This is a genomic window from Mesorhizobium sp. C432A, from assembly GCF_030323145.1.
Classification (GTDB): Bacteria; Pseudomonadota; Alphaproteobacteria; order Rhizobiales; family Rhizobiaceae; genus Mesorhizobium.
Window position 1 is genome coordinate 1,200,268 of sequence record NZ_CP100470.1, and the last position, 14,928, is coordinate 1,215,195.

Sequence of the window (14,928 nt, forward strand, 5' to 3'; positions counted from 1 at the left end):
GCGGGTCGGGATTTCCGATTCGCAACCGGAACGAGGCTTGCCCCATGGGGAGATGGGCTCCAGCTTCACGGTTCCGGGCCAGGAACAGGCATTAACGATGCCGGCCTGCCGTAGGGCTTCCTGGCCCGCCCAGAACTGCTTGGCGTCGGGATTAGGACCCGCCTGCTCGCACATGGATGACAAGGCGGCTATACAGATTTGGTAATGTCCGGCCGCTCCTCGCGATCGACCTTGATATTGACGAACAGCCGGTTCATGACGGCCGCGACACTGTGGGATTGTCGACCGGACACCTAGGCGACCGGTGAGAAGGGCTAATGATTTCAGGCGATTCGATCCTTGCGCTTTCCAGCGGGCGCCTGCCCGCCGGCATCGCTGTCATCCGCATTTCCGGACCGAAGACTCGATTCGTCGTCGAAACGGTTGCCGGTGGTAAGGTCAAGGACCGGGTTGCAACCCTGCGCAAGCTCCGAACGGTGGACGGTTCGCTTATCGACAACGGCCTGGTGCTACTTTTTCCGGGGCCGAACAGTTTTACCGGCGAGGATGTCGCCGAGTTCCACGTCCATGGCGGCCGCGCCGTGGCCGGCAAGATGCTGGAGATCATTGCCGGCTTTGACGGCGTGCGTCATGCGGAACCTGGTGAATTTACGCGCCGGGCTCTTCTCAACGGCAAGCTGGATCTGGTCGAGACGGAGGCGTTGGCCGATCTGGTCAATGCCGAAACCGAAGCGCAGCGGCGCTTTGCCGTGCAGAATGCCGAAGGAGTGCAAAGCGAACTCTATCTTGGCTGGCGCCGTCGGCTGATCCATGCACGGGCGATGATCGAGGCGGAAATCGACTTCGCCGACGAAGACGACGTGCCCGGTTCGGTTTCGGACACGGTTTGGTCCGATGTGCGCGCAATGGTGGGCGAGATCGGCCGGCATGTCGATGGCTTCCATGCCGCCGAGATCATCCGTGACGGGTTTGAGGTTGTCATCCTCGGTGCACCGAACGCCGGAAAATCCAGCCTGTTCAACGCGCTGGCCAGGCGTGAGGCGGCGATTGTTACCGACGAGCCCGGCACGACGCGGGACTTGCTCGAAGTGGTGCTGGATCTCCACGGAGTGCGGGTCAGGGTAACCGACACCGCGGGCCTGCGCGAGGCGCCCGGCAAGATCGAAGCGATCGGTATCGAAAAGGCGCGGGCCAAGGCGCACACGGCTGACCTGGTGCTGTTGCTGGAAGATCTGGCGGACCCGAGTGCGATCGGCAACATGCCTGTCGAGGCCCCGGCTTTGAGAATCGGCACCAAGGTCGATCTCTTGAAAGGTTCGCCGCGATTGGAGGTGTATGATGCGTTGATCTCGACGGTGGACGGCACTGGGTTGGCTGAACTCCTGGCCGAGATCGGCAGGCGCGCCGCGGCTGCTATCGGCGATGCCGGTGACATCCTGCCGTCTCGGTTGCGGCATGTGGAGCTGCTCAATGAGACCAGGCGCTTTCTGATCTCGGCTTTGTCGGGGCAAGAGCGCGGCCAGGAGCTGCGGGCGGAGGAGCTGCGTCTTGCGGTGGACCGGCTCGGCCGGATTGTCGGCGCGGTGGATGTCGAGGACCTGCTGGACGTGATCTTTTCGCAGTTTTGCATTGGAAAGTGACTCACGTGAAACAGGGGCGCGCTGTGTGAGTGACTCACGTGAAACACAGGGGGCCGCCCAAGTGCGTGTTTCACGTGAAATGAGGAGTTTGGCAAAGACGCCAGGTGCCGAAGGCCAGCCCCGCCCCTCATTGTCCTCCCGGGCATTTCTCACCGAGAAAGATACTGTTATCCGGGATTTTGCCAACCACCGGAGCGCGCCAGCGCTTGAGCTCTACCCTTCTCCCCGTTCACCGGGAGAAGATGCCGGCAGGCAGATGAGGGGCAGCGCCAGCCGAGGTAATTGTCGCCACTTCCCTGACTCACGTGAAACACCTCTGCGGCCTTCAGCACTCCGTTCCCCGTGAACGAATCAACCTGCAATCCTTGACAGCGTCCTCTCGTGGGGACATGTGTCGGGAAATCTCTGAATCTGGAAGGGACAATGATCGATCACTATGATGTGGTTGTGGTGGGCGGCGGCCATGCCGGGTGCGAGGCTGCGAGCGCTGCCGCGCGCGCCGGTGCCATGACCGCGCTGATCACGCTGCGCTTCGACACGATCGGTGTCATGTCCTGCAATCCGGCGATCGGCGGCCTCGGGAAGGGCCATCTGGTGCGTGAGATCGACGCCATGGACGGGCTGATGGGCCGCATCGCCGATGCTGCCGGCATCCAATTCCGCCTGCTTAATCGCCGCAAAGGCCCTGCCGTGCGCGGGCCGCGCACGCAGGCCGACCGCAAGCTTTACCGGCTGGCCATGCAGGAAGCGATTCGGCAGCAGAACGGTCTCGACGTCGTCGAAGGCGAAGTCTTGGATTTCGAGATCGAAGAAGGACGGATCGCCGCTGTGCTCCTGGCCGACGGGCGCCGGTTGGCGTGCGGTGCAGTCGTCCTGACCACCGGCACTTTTCTTCGCGGCCTCATCCACATTGGCGACAGGAAGATTGTCGCCGGGCGGATGAACGAGCAGGCGAGCCTTGGCCTGTCGGCGACGATGAGCCGCGCCGGTTTCGCGCTTGGACGGCTGAAGACCGGCACGCCGCCGCGGCTCGATGGCCGCACCATCGACTGGCCGTCGCTGGAAAGCCAGGCGGCCGACGAACATCCAGTGCCGTTCTCGCTGCTCACCGACACAATCAAGAATCCGCAAATCCATTGCGGCATCACGCGTACGACACCGGCGACGCACGAGCTGATCCGCGCCAATCTCGGCCGTTCCGCCATGTATTCCGGCTCGATAGAGGGGGTCGGACCACGCTATTGCCCGTCGATCGAAGACAAGATCGTCAAGTTCGGCGATCGCGAAGGCCACCAGATTTTCCTCGAGCCGGAAGGGCTGGACGACGACACGGTCTACCCCAATGGCATTTCGACCTCCCTGCCCGAGGATGTGCAACTCGACATTCTCAAAACTATACCCGGGCTAGAGCGGGCGACCATGCTGCAGCCCGGCTACGCCATCGAATACGACCATGTCGATCCGCGCGAGTTGGAGCCGACGCTTGAGGCCAAACGTATTGCGGGGCTTTTCCTAGCCGGTCAGATCAACGGCACCACCGGTTATGAAGAAGCCGGCGCGCAAGGCCTGCTCGCCGGGCTCAACGCCGCGCGCAAGGCGGCGGCCGACGACCAAATCGTGCTCAGCCGCACCGAAGCCTATATCGGTGTGATGGTCGACGACCTCACCAGCCGCGGCATTGCCGAGCCCTACCGCATGTTCACTTCGCGGGCGGAGTTTCGCTTATCGCTGCGCGCCGACAATGCCGATGAAAGGCTTACGCCTCTGGCAAATCGGCTTGGTATCGTGTCGCCGGAGCGGACGCAGCGGTTCAATCAAGTCACACAGGATCTTGATAGGGCGCGCGAACTCGCAGTTGCGACGACGATGACGCCCAACGAAGCGGCGCGGCACGGGCTGGAGATCAACAGGGACGGCGTGCGCCGCTCCGCTTATGAATTGCTCGCTCATCCCGGCGTCGATATAGCCTGGCTGGCCCGTGTTGCGCCGGCCTTTGGCGCAATCGACGTCAAAACCGCTGAGCGGCTCGAAACGGAAGCGAAATATTCGGTTTACCTTGATCGCCAGCAGGCGGATGTCGGACAGATCCGCCGCGAGGAAAGCCGGTTGATCCCGCCGTCGGTGGATTTCGCCGATGTTCCCGGCCTGTCCAACGAGCTGAAGCAGAAGATGCTAACGCGTCAGCCGCGTTCGATCGCTGACGCGCAGCGTATGGAAGGCATGACGCCGGCGGCGCTGGCAATCATCGTCGCGCACGTCCGCAACGCTGAATCGGCCGCGCAAAGGGCCGTTGCGTGAGCGCTGCCTCATGGGCGAGCCTGCAAGAGGCCGCGGGACCGGTTTCACGTGAAACATTCGATCGGTTGGTGACGTTCGAACAGTTGTTCCTGAAATGGAACCGCAGCATCAATCTGGCCGCGCCGTCGACGCTGGACGATGTCTGGGGCCGCCATATTCTGGACAGCGCGCAGCTGGCCCGAATCGCCCCGCAGGCCAAACGCTGGGCCGATCTTGGTTCGGGCGGCGGTTTTCCGGGCCTGGTAATGGCCTTCTTGCTGGGCGAGCGCGACGGCGCGTCGATCGATCTGGTCGAGAGCAACCGCAAGAAAGCATCGTTTTTGCAGGCGGTCATTGGCCAGTTCGGTTTGCCGGCACGGGTCGTCGCCCGGCGCATCGACGACAGCTATGCGCTTGTTTCCGCACCGGAAATCATCACGGCGCGGGCGCTTGCCGCGCTGCCGGCGCTGCTCGATCTGTCGGCGCCGTGGCTGACCAAGGGATCGCGGGCGCTGTTCCACAAAGGCCGGGATTACCGCTCCGAGGTGGAAGAAAGCACTCACCGCTGGGCTTTCGATCTGGTAGAACATCCGAGCATGACCGACGCCCATGGCGTCATCCTCGAAGTGACCGATCTGCGGACGGCGTAAGCTCTCCTTCGCAACCTTGGCGACGCAATGAATACCTGGCCCACATGAATACCTGGCACAGACCCATGAAAACCGGACCTCGCATCATCACCGTCGCCAACCAGAAGGGCGGCGTCGGCAAGACCACGACCGCCATCAATCTGGCCACGGCGCTGGCCGCCATCGGCGAAAAGGTGCTGATCGTCGATCTCGATCCGCAAGGCAATGCCTCGACCGGTCTTGGCATCGACCGCAAGGACCGCACCGTCTCGTCCTACGATGTGCTGACCGGCGAACTGGGCCTGGCAGAGGCGGCCATTCCAACGGCGGTGCCCGGCCTGTCGATCGTGCCGTCGACGCTCGATCTGCTCGGCATCGAGATGGAAATCGCCTCGGCGCCGGATCGCGTGCTTAAGCTGCGCAACGCGCTGCGCGCCGCCACCGAGCGCGGTGCGCCGTTCGGCTATGTGCTGATCGACTGCCCGCCCTCGCTCAACCTTTTGACTTTGAATTCAATGGCGGCAGCCGATTCTGTTCTTGTGCCGCTGCAGTGCGAGTTCTTCGCGCTGGAAGGGCTAAGCCAACTCCTGGAAACGGTGGAGCAGGTGCGCCGTTCGATCAATCCGGACCTGATCATCCAGGGCATCGTGCTGACCATGTATGACGGCCGCAACAACCTCGCCAACCAGGTGATGCAGGACGTGCGGGCACATATGGGCGACAAGGTCTACGAGACCATCATTCCTAGGAATGTGCGAGTGTCCGAGGCGCCCTCCTATGGCAAGCCGGCGATCCTCTATGACCTGAAATGCTCCGGCAGCCAAGCCTATCTGCAATTGGCATCCGAAGTGATCCGCCGCGAGCGAAAATTGCGCGCTGCATGATTAGGCAGGGTCGATAAACAAAGCCGATCCGGCACCGAAACGATCAAGAATCTGGAATTGAGATGAGCGAAGACCTTTCGAGAAAGAGACTGGGGCGTGGACTTGCGGCGCTGATCGGGGAGATCGACCGCCCGGTGGCAACGGCCGAAAAGCCAGGCCTGAATGACGACGGCAAGGTGCCGATCGAGTTTCTGAGCCCGAACCCGAAAAACCCGCGCCGGCATTTCGGCGACGCCGATCTGACGGATCTCGCGCAATCGATCCGCGAACATGGCGTCGTGCAGCCGGTAGTGGCGCGGCCTTCGCCGACGCAGGCCGGGCGCTACGAGATCATCGCCGGCGAGCGCCGCTGGCGGGCGGCGCAGCGCGCCGGGCTGACCGAGATCCCGATCATCGTGCGCGACGTCAACGACCGCACAGCGCTGGAACTGGCGATCATAGAAAACGTCCAGCGCACCGATCTCAATCCGGTCGAGGAGGCGCTCGGCTACCAGCAGTTGATCGACGATCACGGCTACACCCAGGCCGATCTCGGCAATGTCATCGGCAAGAGCCGCAGCCACGTCGCCAACACGCTCAGGCTGTTGAAGCTGCCCGACGTGATCCGCGACATGCTGGTCGACGGCGTGCTGTCGGCCGGCCATGCCCGGACGCTGGTGACGGCGCAGGATCCCGCCGGGCTAGCCAAGCAGATCGTCGAAGAAGGGCTTTCGGTGCGCCAGGCTGAGGCGCTGGCGCAGATGCCGGCGGGCGGCACGCCGCCCAAGGCAAAACCAGCACACGGCGCATCGGGCAAGGATGCCGACACGCTGGCGCTGGAAAGGCTGATGACCAACACGATCGGCATGATCGTGACCATCGAGCACAAGGGCAAAGGCGGCGCGATCCGCGTGGACTACCGCAGTCTGGAGCAGCTCGACGAGCTATGCCGGCGGTTGAAGGATGAGCGGTAGAGGGTTGGGGTTGCGCCATATTTAGCCGGCGAATGAAGTTCTGGCTTAGGATGAAGAAAGGGCTTGGCGGTTGCCGGCCCTTCTTTTTATTGGCGATTGCCGAAGGGATCGAACTGCTGATCTCTCCCCTTGAGGGGGAGATGGCCGGCAGGCCAGAAGGGTCGTCTCCCATCAAGCGCCGACCTCGTTTGTCGTTGCGAAAGGCGCCAGCGCTCCACGCGCCGCGAGGTTGTGTGCGTCAAGTTCTGCAAAATGGGCGATCATGAAACTGGTCATGCGGCTTGGCGTAGAGCGAGCTTCTTGTGCTCGCGCAGATCATCCATGTTGATATAGCGGTTGGCCTCCATCCAGTTTTCGTTGGTTTCGACGGCCAGCGCCCTGACCAGGCGCAGGCAGCTTTCGGCGTTCGGGAAGATGCGCACGACATAGGTGCGCCGGCGGATTTCCTCGTTGAGCCGTTCAAGCATGTTGGTGGACTTGAGGTGCTTGTGATGCTGACGCGGCAGCCGGAAGAAAGTCAGCGTCTGTTCTATGGCTTCTTCCGCCCAGGTGGTCAGCCGCGGGTAGCGGGCGGACCATTTGGACAGCCACGCGGCGAGATCGGCCTTGGCCTCGGCGAGATCGCGCCGGTCGTAGAGCCAGCGCAGTTCCTGCAGACAATCGTCGCCGTGCTTCCTGGGCAGGTGATCGAGCGCGTTCCTGAGGAAGTGGACGTAGCAGCGCTGCCATGCTGCTTCCGGGATCACCTCGCCGATCGCCGCGACCAGGCCGGCATGGTCGTCGGACACGGCCAGTTCGACGCCCTTGAGACCGCGTCGTTTCAAGCCGACGAGGAAGTCCTTCCAGGCCGAGCGGCTCTCGCGATTGGCCATCTCCACGGCCAGGATCTGCCGGCGCCCGTCCCAGTCGATGCCGACCGCGATCAGCACCGCCTGGCTCATCACGATGCCGGCTTCGCGCACTTTCTCGTAGCGGGCATCGAGAATGAGGTAGGGGAATGGCTCCTGAAGCGGTCGTTCGGCAAACGCCTTCAGGCTCTCGTCCAAGCGCTTGTTGATGGCCGAGATCGACGAAGCCGAGAACGCATGACCGCACAGCTCTTCCGTGATCGCCTTGACCTTGCGGGTCGACACGCCCTGGACATACATCTCGGCCAGCGTCGCCACCAAGGCCCGCTCGGAACGCTGGTAGCGCTCGAACAGCTCGGTGGAGAAGTGACCCGCCCGGTCCTGTGGAACCCGCAGCTCAAGCTTGCCCACCCGGGTGACCAGGGTGCGGCCGTAGTAACCCGAGCGATACCCAAGGCGCTCAGGCGTGCGTTCGCCCTTCGAAGCACCCAGCGCCTCCTCCATCTCGGCCTCGAGAACCTCCTGCATTACCGCACGGATCACTTCGTGCAGCCCCTCCGGGTTCGAAAGCAGAATGTCTTTGACGGCAGCGCTGGTCGATTTACCTTCTGTCTTGGTCATGGTGGCGTTCCTTCCAGGAATCGGTGACGTTGAACATCACCAGCCTGCCATGACCGCCCTCTCTCAGCGAATTTGCAGAACTCTCAGCACACTACCCGCCGCGACCCCCCTCTGTCGCCTTTGGCGACATCTCCCCCTCAAGGGGGAGATCACCGCTGCGCCAGCCTCGCGCTCTCCACCGCAATGCCGAGCAGCGCCTGCCGCGCCAGCGCTTCCGACAAATCCGGCCTGCGCCTGGTCTGCAGCACGGCCGATTGCAGCCGGTTCAGCGCGCGGCTGAGCGCCTCGACGTTCCAGCGCTCCAGCGCCTTCTCCACCAGCTTGCGCCGCGAGAAAAACACCGGCGGACGGGCGCCGGCCACTGCCGAGGCGGCGTTGCGGCCGGCGGTGTCCATCTGGCCGCGCATGACCTGAAGCTGCTGCAGCTGCCGCATCGCCGAGGACAGTACCAGGAAAGGATGGCCGCCGGACAGGCAGTGGCGGGTGAAGGCGGTGTCGAAGTCACCGATCCTGCCCTCCAGCACAGCATCGACCGCGTCGTCGAAGGAGGCGCCGGAGACGTCGCCGGACATCGCCCTTACGTCGTCGAGGCTGATGTCCTTCTGGCCGTGGGCATAAAGCACCAGTTTTTCGATCTCACCGCGTGAGGCCAACCGGTCGCCGCCGAGATTGCGGCGCAGCGCCTGGCGTGCGTCGAGCGCCATCGACATGCCGGCCTTGCGCAACTCGTCGTCGATGACGCTGTCGATGTCGCGGGCTTCATCGGCGTAGCAAGGCAGCGCCATGGCGGTGTCGGCGGCCTCGACGATCGCGCGCAGTCCGACGCCCTTTTTCAGGTCGCCGGCCTCGATGAGAATGATGGCGTCGCGCGCGGGCTCCGCGGTCAGCGCCTTGACGTCGTCGGCCAGGGCCTTCTGGCCGCTGGCATTTCGCACCCACAGAAGCCGCCGGTCGGAGAACATCGGCACGGTGCGGGCTTCGTCGAGCAGCCGGCCCTGGTCGCGATCGACCTCCGCGCCATCGAGCCGGACGACTGAGAACGGATCGTCGAGCGACAGGCCGGTTTTCGCGGCAAAGGCTTTGGCCCGCTCGGCGACCAAGCCGCGGTCGGGACCGTAAAGCAGGACGATCGATATGCGCGCGTCAGGCTTCGCCAGCCACGAATCGACCTCGTATCCTTTTTTCTGCGCCATGGAGGGTGGTTAGCATGATGCGGTCGCTGAGTGAACGTTCTCCAAAGCGTTCGAGACCTTGGCGCCCTTCCTCTCCCTCCGGAGGGGGGAGAGGTGGCTCGGCGAAGCCGAGACGGAGTGGGGGAGCCACGTGGCAATCGCCGCGAACGGACAAAGGAAGGGCACTATTTCAAGCATTGCCTAGCGCCCAAGGGTCGACCCCCACTCCGTCGAGCTTCGCTCGACACCTCTCCCCCGATCACGGGGAGAGGAAAGCGCGAGTTCGCCGACCTTGGTGCTTTATCTCTCCCGGATGCCGTGAAGTGACTATCTACCGGAAATCCTGCAAAACTTTGCGCCTAATTGCGCGCTGCTCCCCAACATCGACAAGAAATTTCGCAGACATATCTGCATCTTGGGGTCGCCTGCCGGCCGTGACGCCGGATGGGTTGCGGCGCCCCATGAATTGGCGCTGTGCCGGGCGCGCGGATGTGCAAATATCGACGCAGCAAATGGGAGGACCATGGTCATGACCGATGCTGGGATGTTGCGGTTTCATGTGCCGGAGCCGGAAGTGCGGCCGGGCGGAACGCCCGACTTCTCCAACGTGCCGATCCCCAAGGCCGGCTCGGTGCCGCGACCGGACATCGATGTCGATCCGCGCACCATCCGCGACATGGCGTTTTCGATCATCCGCGTGCTCAACCGCACCGGTGAGGCGGTCGGGCCGTGGGCCGGGCTGCTCACCGACGAGGAGCTGCTCGAGGGGTTGCGCCACATGATGACGCTGCGCAGCTTCGATGCGCGCATGCAGATGGCGCAGCGCCAGGGCAAGACTTCGTTCTACATGCAGCATCTGGGCGAAGAGGCGGTGAGCTGCGCTTTCCGCAAGGCGCTGATGCCGGGCGACATGAATTTCCCGACCTATCGGCAAGCCGGCCTGCTCATAGCCGACGGCTATCCGATGGTCACGATGATGAACCAGATCTATTCCAACGAGGCCGATCCGCTCAAAGGGCGGCAGCTGCCGATCATGTATTCGTCGAAGGAGCACGGCTTCTTCTCGATCTCCGGCAATCTGGCGACGCAATACATCCAGGCGGTCGGCTGGGCGATGGCTTCCGCTATCAGCAACGATTCGAAAATCGCGGCGGCGTGGATCGGCGACGGCTCGACGGCCGAATCCGATTTCCATTCCGCACTGGTGTTCGCCTCAACCTACAAGGCGCCGGTCATCCTCAACGTCGTCAACAACCAGTGGGCGATCTCGACGTTTCAAGGCATTGCGCGTGGCGGCTCCGGCACCTTTGCCGCGCGCGGCCTCGGCTTCGGCATTCCGGCGCTGCGCGTCGACGGCAATGATTATCTCGCCGTGCATGCCGTGGCCAAATGGGCGGCGGAGCGGGCGCGGCAGAATCTCGGGCCGACGCTGATCGAATATGTCACCTACCGTGCCGGCGCGCATTCGAGCTCGGACGATCCGTCGGCCTATCGGCCGAAGACGGAATCCGACGCCTGGCCGCTCGGCGATCCGGTGATGCGGCTGAAGAACCATCTGATCCAACGCGGCGTCTGGTCGGACGAGCGTCACGCCCAGGCCGAAGCGGAAATCCTCGAGACGGTGATCGCGGCGCAGAAGGAAGCTGAAGGCCACGGCACGCTGCATGCCGGCGGCAAGCCGTCGACGCGCGAGATGTTCGAGGGCGTGTTTGCCGAGATGCCGCCGCATCTCAGGCGCCAGCGCCAGCAGGCGGGAGTCTGACCATGCCGAGACGGACCATGATCGAGGCGATCCGCGACGCCATGGACGTGTCGATGGCGCGCGACGAACGCGTCATCGTCTATGGCGAGGATGTCGGCTTCTTCGGGGGTGTCTTCCGCTGCACGGCAGGCCTGCAAGCGAAGTACGGCAAGACCCGCTGCTTCGATGCGCCGATCAACGAATCCGGCATTGTCGGCTCCGCCATCGGCATGGCCGCCTATGGGCTGAAGCCATGCGTGGAAATTCAGTTTGCCGACTACATGTACCCGGCTTACGACCAGCTGACGCAGGAAGCAGCACGCCTGCGCTACCGCTCGAACGGCGATTTCACCTGTCCGATCGTGGTCCGCATGCCGACCGGCGGCGGCATTTTTGGCGGCCAGACGCACAGCCAGAGCCCGGAAGCGCTGTTCACCCATGTGTCGGGGCTGAAGACGGTGGTGCCGTCCAATCCTCATGATGCCAAGGGGCTGCTGATCGCGGCGATCGAGGATCCCGATCCGGTGATTTTTCTGGAGCCGAAGCGGCTCTATAACGGACCGTTCGATGGCCATCACGACCGACCGGTGACGCCATGGTCGAAGCATGAACTGGGCGAGGTCGCCGACGGCCATTACACGGTGCCGCTCGGCAAGGCGGCGATCCGCCGGGCGGGCTCGGCCGTCACCGTGCTCGCCTACGGCACCATGGTCTATGTCGCGCAGGCGGCGGTGGAAGAAACCGGCATCGATGCCGAGATCATCGATTTGCGGACCCTGCTGCCGCTCGATCTCGACGCGATAGTCGCTTCGGTGAAGAAGACCGGACGCTGCGTCGTCGTGCACGAGGCGACACTGACCTCCGGCTTCGGCGCCGAGCTGTCGGCGCTGGTGCAGGAAAATTGTTTCTACCATCTGGAAGCGCCGGTGGCGCGCGTCACCGGTTGGGACACGCCCTACCCGCATGCGCAGGAATGGGATTATTTCCCGGGGCCGGCCCGTGTCGGCCGCGCGCTTCTCGAAACCATGGGAGCCTAGGGATGGGCGAACACATCATCAAGCTGCCGGATGTCGGTGAAGGCGTCGCCGAGGCCGAACTTGTGGAGTGGCACGTCAAGGTCGGCGACCTCGTGCGCGAGGACTCGGTGCTTGCCGCCGTGATGACCGACAAGGCGACGGTGGAAATACCTTCGCCGGTCGATGGCGAGATTCTGTGGCTGGGCGCCGAGATCGGCGACACGGTGGCGATCGGCTCGCCGATCGTGCGGCTGAAGGTGGCGGGTGAAGGCAATGTGAAGGATGCGCTGCCGGGCGAGGCCAGCGCCAAGAGCACCCCCACCCCTGCCGGGGCGAGCCACGGGTCTCGCCAGTCCTCCGGACCCCCACAAGAGGGAGGCGTTTCGGCCACGAAATCCGACGCCAAGTCGCCACCACCTGCACCAGCAGCCAAAAGCGCACGGGCAGCTGAGACTGAATCCCCCACCCCCTTGTGGGGAGGGGCTAAGGGTGGGGGTGCTGCGCCGACATCTAAAGGTGCGGCACCCTCCGGCGCGCCGCGCCCGGAGGGTGAAAAGCCCCTGGCGTCGCCCGCCATCCGGCTCAGGGCGAAGGAGGCGGGGATCGATCTGCGCCAGGTGTCGGGTACCGGCCCTGCCGGCCGCATCAGCCACGAAGATATCGAGGCATTCCTGGCACGCGGACCGCAGGTAGCGAAGGCGTCGGGTCTGGCGCGCAATGACAGCGTCGAGGATATCAAGGTCATCGGACTGCGGCGCAAGATCGCCGAAAAAATGTCGCTGGCGAAGTCACGCATCCCGCACATCACCTATGTCGAGGAGATCGACGTCACAGCACTTGAGGAGTTGCGCGCGGCGCTCAACAAGGAAAAGCGCAAGGGTGTGGAGAGGCCGAAGCTGACGCTGCTGCCGTTCCTGATGCGGGCGATGGTCAAGGCGATTGCCGACCAGCCCAACATCAACGCGCTGTTCGACGACGAGGCCGGCATCATCCATCAGCATGGCGGCGTCCATATCGGCATTGCCGCGCAGACGCCGTCGGGCCTGGTGGTGCCGGTGGTCAAGCACGCCGAGGCGCGCGACCTCTGGGATTGCGCGGCCGAGCTCAACCGCCTGGCCGAAGCGGCGAAGTCCGGCACGGCCAGCCGCGACGAGCTGTCGGGATCGACCATCACCATCACCTCGCTCGGCGCCATGGGCGGCGTGGCGACGACGCCAGTCATCAATCATCCTGAGGTGGCGATCGTCGGCGTCAACAAGATGATGGTGCGGCCGGTCTGGGACGGCACCCAGTTCATCCCGCGCAAGATGATGAACCTGTCGTCGAGCTTCGACCACCGGGTGGTCGACGGCTGGGACGCGGCGGTGTTTGTGCAGCGCATCAAGGCGCTGATTGAGACGCCGGCGCTGATATTTGTGGATTGAGGGGCGGAACAAGCGAGATGACGGCGGGACAGCGCGCCCCTCTGCCTTACCCGGCATCTCCCCCACAAGGGGGGAGATGGGACGTCACGCAGGGTTTCGCCAATCTCCATCGTTGCAGGAATGAGCGAAGCGAAGAAGCTGCTGATCTCCCCCTCGTGGGGGAGATGTCCGGCAGGACAGAGGGGGGCGCGAAGGATCGCGACGGAACATTCCCTCGCATCAAAGGGTCACGCCATGAAAGAAATCTCCTGCAAGCTGCTGGTCATCGGCGCCGGGCCCGGCGGCTACGTCTGCGCTATCCGTGCCGGCCAGCTCGGCATCGATACGGTGATCGTCGAAGCTGGCAGGCCGGGCGGCACCTGTCTCAATGTCGGCTGCATCCCGTCCAAGGCGATGATCCATGCGGCGGAAGAGTTCGAGAAGGTCGCGCATATGGCCGGCGGCAGCAGTCCGCTCGGCATCTCGGTAGCAGCGCCCGTGCTCGATCTCGGCAAGACGGTTGCGTGGAAGGACGGCATTGTTAGCCGGCTGACCGGGGGCGTTGCCGGGCTACTGAAGAAGGCCAAGGTCAAGACCGTCTATGGCTGGGCGACGTTCCGCGACGGCAAGACCGTCGCGGTCGAGACCGAGACCGGCACCCAGATCATCCGCGCCGAAACGGTTGTGATCGCCACCGGCTCGGCGACGGTGGAACTGCCGTTCCTGCCGTTCGGCGGCCCGGTGATTTCATCCACAGAAGCGCTGGCTCTCGGCGAGGTGCCGAAAAAGCTCGCCGTGGTCGGCGGCGGCTATATCGGGCTGGAACTAGGCATGGCGTTCGCCAAAATGGGCGCCGCGGTGACCGTGGTCGAGGCCTTGCCGCGCGTGCTGGCCCAGTATGATGCGGAACTGACCCGGCCGGTGGTGAAACGGCTCACCCAGCTCGGCATCGAGGTCATGCTCGGTGCGAACGCCAAGGGGGTCAAGGGCGGCGCGCTGCTGGTCGAGACCGCGGACGGCAAGAGCGCCAGAATTGCCGCCGACAAGATCCTGGTCACGGCCGGCCGCAAGCCGGTGACGGAGGGCTGGGGCCTCGATCAGATCGATCTCGACATGGCCGGCAAGTTCATCAAGATCGACGACCAGTGCCGCACCTCGATGCGCGGCATCTATGCCATTGGCGACGTCACCGGCGAGCCGATGCTGGCGCACCGGGCGATGGCGCAAGGCGAAATGGTGGCCGAGATCGTCGCCGGCCACAAGCGCAGCTGGGACAAGCGCTCGATCCCGGCCGTCTGCTTCACCGATCCGGAGCTGGTGACGGCAGGGCTAACGCCGGAGGAGGCGAAGGCTTCAGGCGAAATCAAGATCGGCCAGTATCCGTTTGCCGCCAACGGTCGCGCGATGACCAAGCTCGGCGAGGACGGGTTCGTCCGGGTGGTCGCCCGCGCGGACAACCATCTGGTGCTGGGCATCCAGGCGGTCGGGCAAGGCGTGTCGGAGCTGGCGGCGGCATTCGGCCTGGCGCTGGAAATGGGCGCGCGGCTGGAGGATATCGCCGGCACCATCCATGCGCATCCGACGCAAGGCGAAGGCTTCCAGGAAGCGGCGCTGAAGGCGCTGGGCCACGCGCTGCATATTTGAAGTGCGCTTACCCTCCCCTTGTGGGGAAGGGTCGATCCGCGTAGCGGAGCGGGGTGGGGGTCCTCGCCGACCGTCAGCGCTCACCCCCACCCCGTCTCGC

General features: G+C 64.1%; 11 protein-coding genes and 1 pseudogene. 9 read left to right on the forward strand and 3 right to left on the reverse strand.

The window, feature by feature from the left end; all coding sequences use genetic code 11:
• Positions 1-102 precede the first annotated feature (102 nt).
• Positions 103-281, reverse strand: a pseudogene (locus NLY33_RS29615) (DUF255 domain-containing protein); the annotation flags it as partial.
• Between the two features lie 36 nt (positions 282-317).
• Here NLY33_RS29615 and mnmE point away from each other — a divergent pair.
• From mnmE to NLY33_RS05755, 5 genes are all read left to right on the forward strand, one after another.
• Entirely contained in the window at positions 318-1,640 is a 1,323-nt protein-coding gene (gene mnmE / locus NLY33_RS05735) for a tRNA uridine-5-carboxymethylaminomethyl(34) synthesis GTPase MnmE (protein WP_023708806.1), read from the forward strand.
• Positions 1,641-2,063: 423 nt separating this feature from the next.
• Positions 2,064-3,938, forward strand: coding sequence for a tRNA uridine-5-carboxymethylaminomethyl(34) synthesis enzyme MnmG (gene mnmG, locus NLY33_RS05740; protein WP_023706934.1), 1,875 nt, complete (start codon positions 2,064-2,066; stop codon positions 3,936-3,938).
• A complete protein-coding gene (gene rsmG / locus NLY33_RS05745; protein ID WP_023708807.1) occupies positions 3,935-4,567 on the forward strand; it encodes a 16S rRNA (guanine(527)-N(7))-methyltransferase RsmG in 633 nt (210 codons plus the stop codon). The genes mnmG and rsmG overlap by 4 nt, the downstream gene beginning before the upstream one ends.
• A 65-nt stretch (positions 4,568-4,632) precedes the next feature.
• Positions 4,633-5,430: a ParA family protein gene (locus NLY33_RS05750; protein WP_023708808.1), complete on the forward strand. Its 798-nt coding sequence runs from the start codon at positions 4,633-4,635 to the stop codon at positions 5,428-5,430.
• 62 nt (positions 5,431-5,492) lie between these two features.
• Complete coding sequence (locus tag NLY33_RS05755) at positions 5,493-6,383, forward strand: ParB/RepB/Spo0J family partition protein (protein ID WP_023706932.1); 891 nt, start codon at positions 5,493-5,495, stop codon at positions 6,381-6,383.
• Between the two features lie 272 nt (positions 6,384-6,655).
• Here NLY33_RS05755 and NLY33_RS05760 read toward each other — a convergent pair whose 3' ends face one another.
• Together NLY33_RS05760 and holA are read right to left on the reverse strand one after the other, a co-directional pair.
• Complete coding sequence (locus NLY33_RS05760; RefSeq protein WP_023700062.1) at positions 6,656-7,852, reverse strand: IS256 family transposase; 1,197 nt, start codon at positions 7,850-7,852, stop codon at positions 6,656-6,658.
• Positions 7,853-8,001: 149 nt separating this feature from the next.
• Positions 8,002-9,045: a DNA polymerase III subunit delta gene (holA, locus tag NLY33_RS05765; protein WP_023706774.1), complete on the reverse strand. Its 1,044-nt coding sequence runs from the start codon at positions 9,043-9,045 to the stop codon at positions 8,002-8,004.
• 508 nt (positions 9,046-9,553) lie between these two features.
• Between holA and NLY33_RS05770 the strand changes: the two genes are divergently transcribed.
• The 4 genes from NLY33_RS05770 to lpdA all read left to right on the forward strand — a co-directional run bounded on the left by NLY33_RS05770 (position 9,554) and on the right by lpdA (position 14,828).
• Positions 9,554-10,786: a 3-methyl-2-oxobutanoate dehydrogenase (2-methylpropanoyl-transferring) subunit alpha gene (locus NLY33_RS05770; protein WP_023706775.1), complete on the forward strand. Its 1,233-nt coding sequence runs from the start codon at positions 9,554-9,556 to the stop codon at positions 10,784-10,786.
• Positions 10,787-10,788: 2 nt separating this feature from the next.
• Positions 10,789-11,802, forward strand: a complete 1,014-nt coding sequence (locus NLY33_RS05775) for an alpha-ketoacid dehydrogenase subunit beta (protein ID WP_023672171.1) — start codon at positions 10,789-10,791, stop codon at positions 11,800-11,802.
• A gap of 2 nt (positions 11,803-11,804) precedes the next feature.
• Entirely contained in the window at positions 11,805-13,205 is a 1,401-nt protein-coding gene (locus NLY33_RS05780; protein ID WP_023706776.1) for a dihydrolipoamide acetyltransferase family protein, read from the forward strand.
• A gap of 234 nt (positions 13,206-13,439) precedes the next feature.
• A complete protein-coding gene (gene lpdA / locus NLY33_RS05785; protein ID WP_023708793.1) occupies positions 13,440-14,828 on the forward strand; it encodes a dihydrolipoyl dehydrogenase in 1,389 nt (462 codons plus the stop codon).
• The last annotated feature ends 100 nt before the right edge of the window (positions 14,829-14,928 follow it).

Coding starts and splice junctions, on each gene's coding strand:
- mnmE (WP_023708806.1), top strand. CDS start 318: ATGATTTCAGGCGATTCGATCCTTGCGCTTTCCAGCGGGCGCCTGCCC.
- mnmG (WP_023706934.1), top strand. CDS start 2,064: ATGATCGATCACTATGATGTGGTTGTGGTGGGCGGCGGCCATGCCGGG.
- NLY33_RS05750 (WP_023708808.1), top strand. CDS start 4,633: ATGAAAACCGGACCTCGCATCATCACCGTCGCCAACCAGAAGGGCGGC.
- NLY33_RS05755 (WP_023706932.1), top strand. CDS start 5,493: ATGAGCGAAGACCTTTCGAGAAAGAGACTGGGGCGTGGACTTGCGGCG.
- NLY33_RS05760 (WP_023700062.1), bottom strand. CDS start 7,852: ATGACCAAGACAGAAGGTAAATCGACCAGCGCTGCCGTCAAAGACATT.
- holA (WP_023706774.1), bottom strand. CDS start 9,045: ATGGCGCAGAAAAAAGGATACGAGGTCGATTCGTGGCTGGCGAAGCCT.
- NLY33_RS05770 (WP_023706775.1), top strand. CDS start 9,554: ATGACCGATGCTGGGATGTTGCGGTTTCATGTGCCGGAGCCGGAAGTG.
- NLY33_RS05775 (WP_023672171.1), top strand. CDS start 10,789: ATGCCGAGACGGACCATGATCGAGGCGATCCGCGACGCCATGGACGTG.
- NLY33_RS05780 (WP_023706776.1), top strand. CDS start 11,805: ATGGGCGAACACATCATCAAGCTGCCGGATGTCGGTGAAGGCGTCGCC.
- lpdA (WP_023708793.1), top strand. CDS start 13,440: ATGAAAGAAATCTCCTGCAAGCTGCTGGTCATCGGCGCCGGGCCCGGC.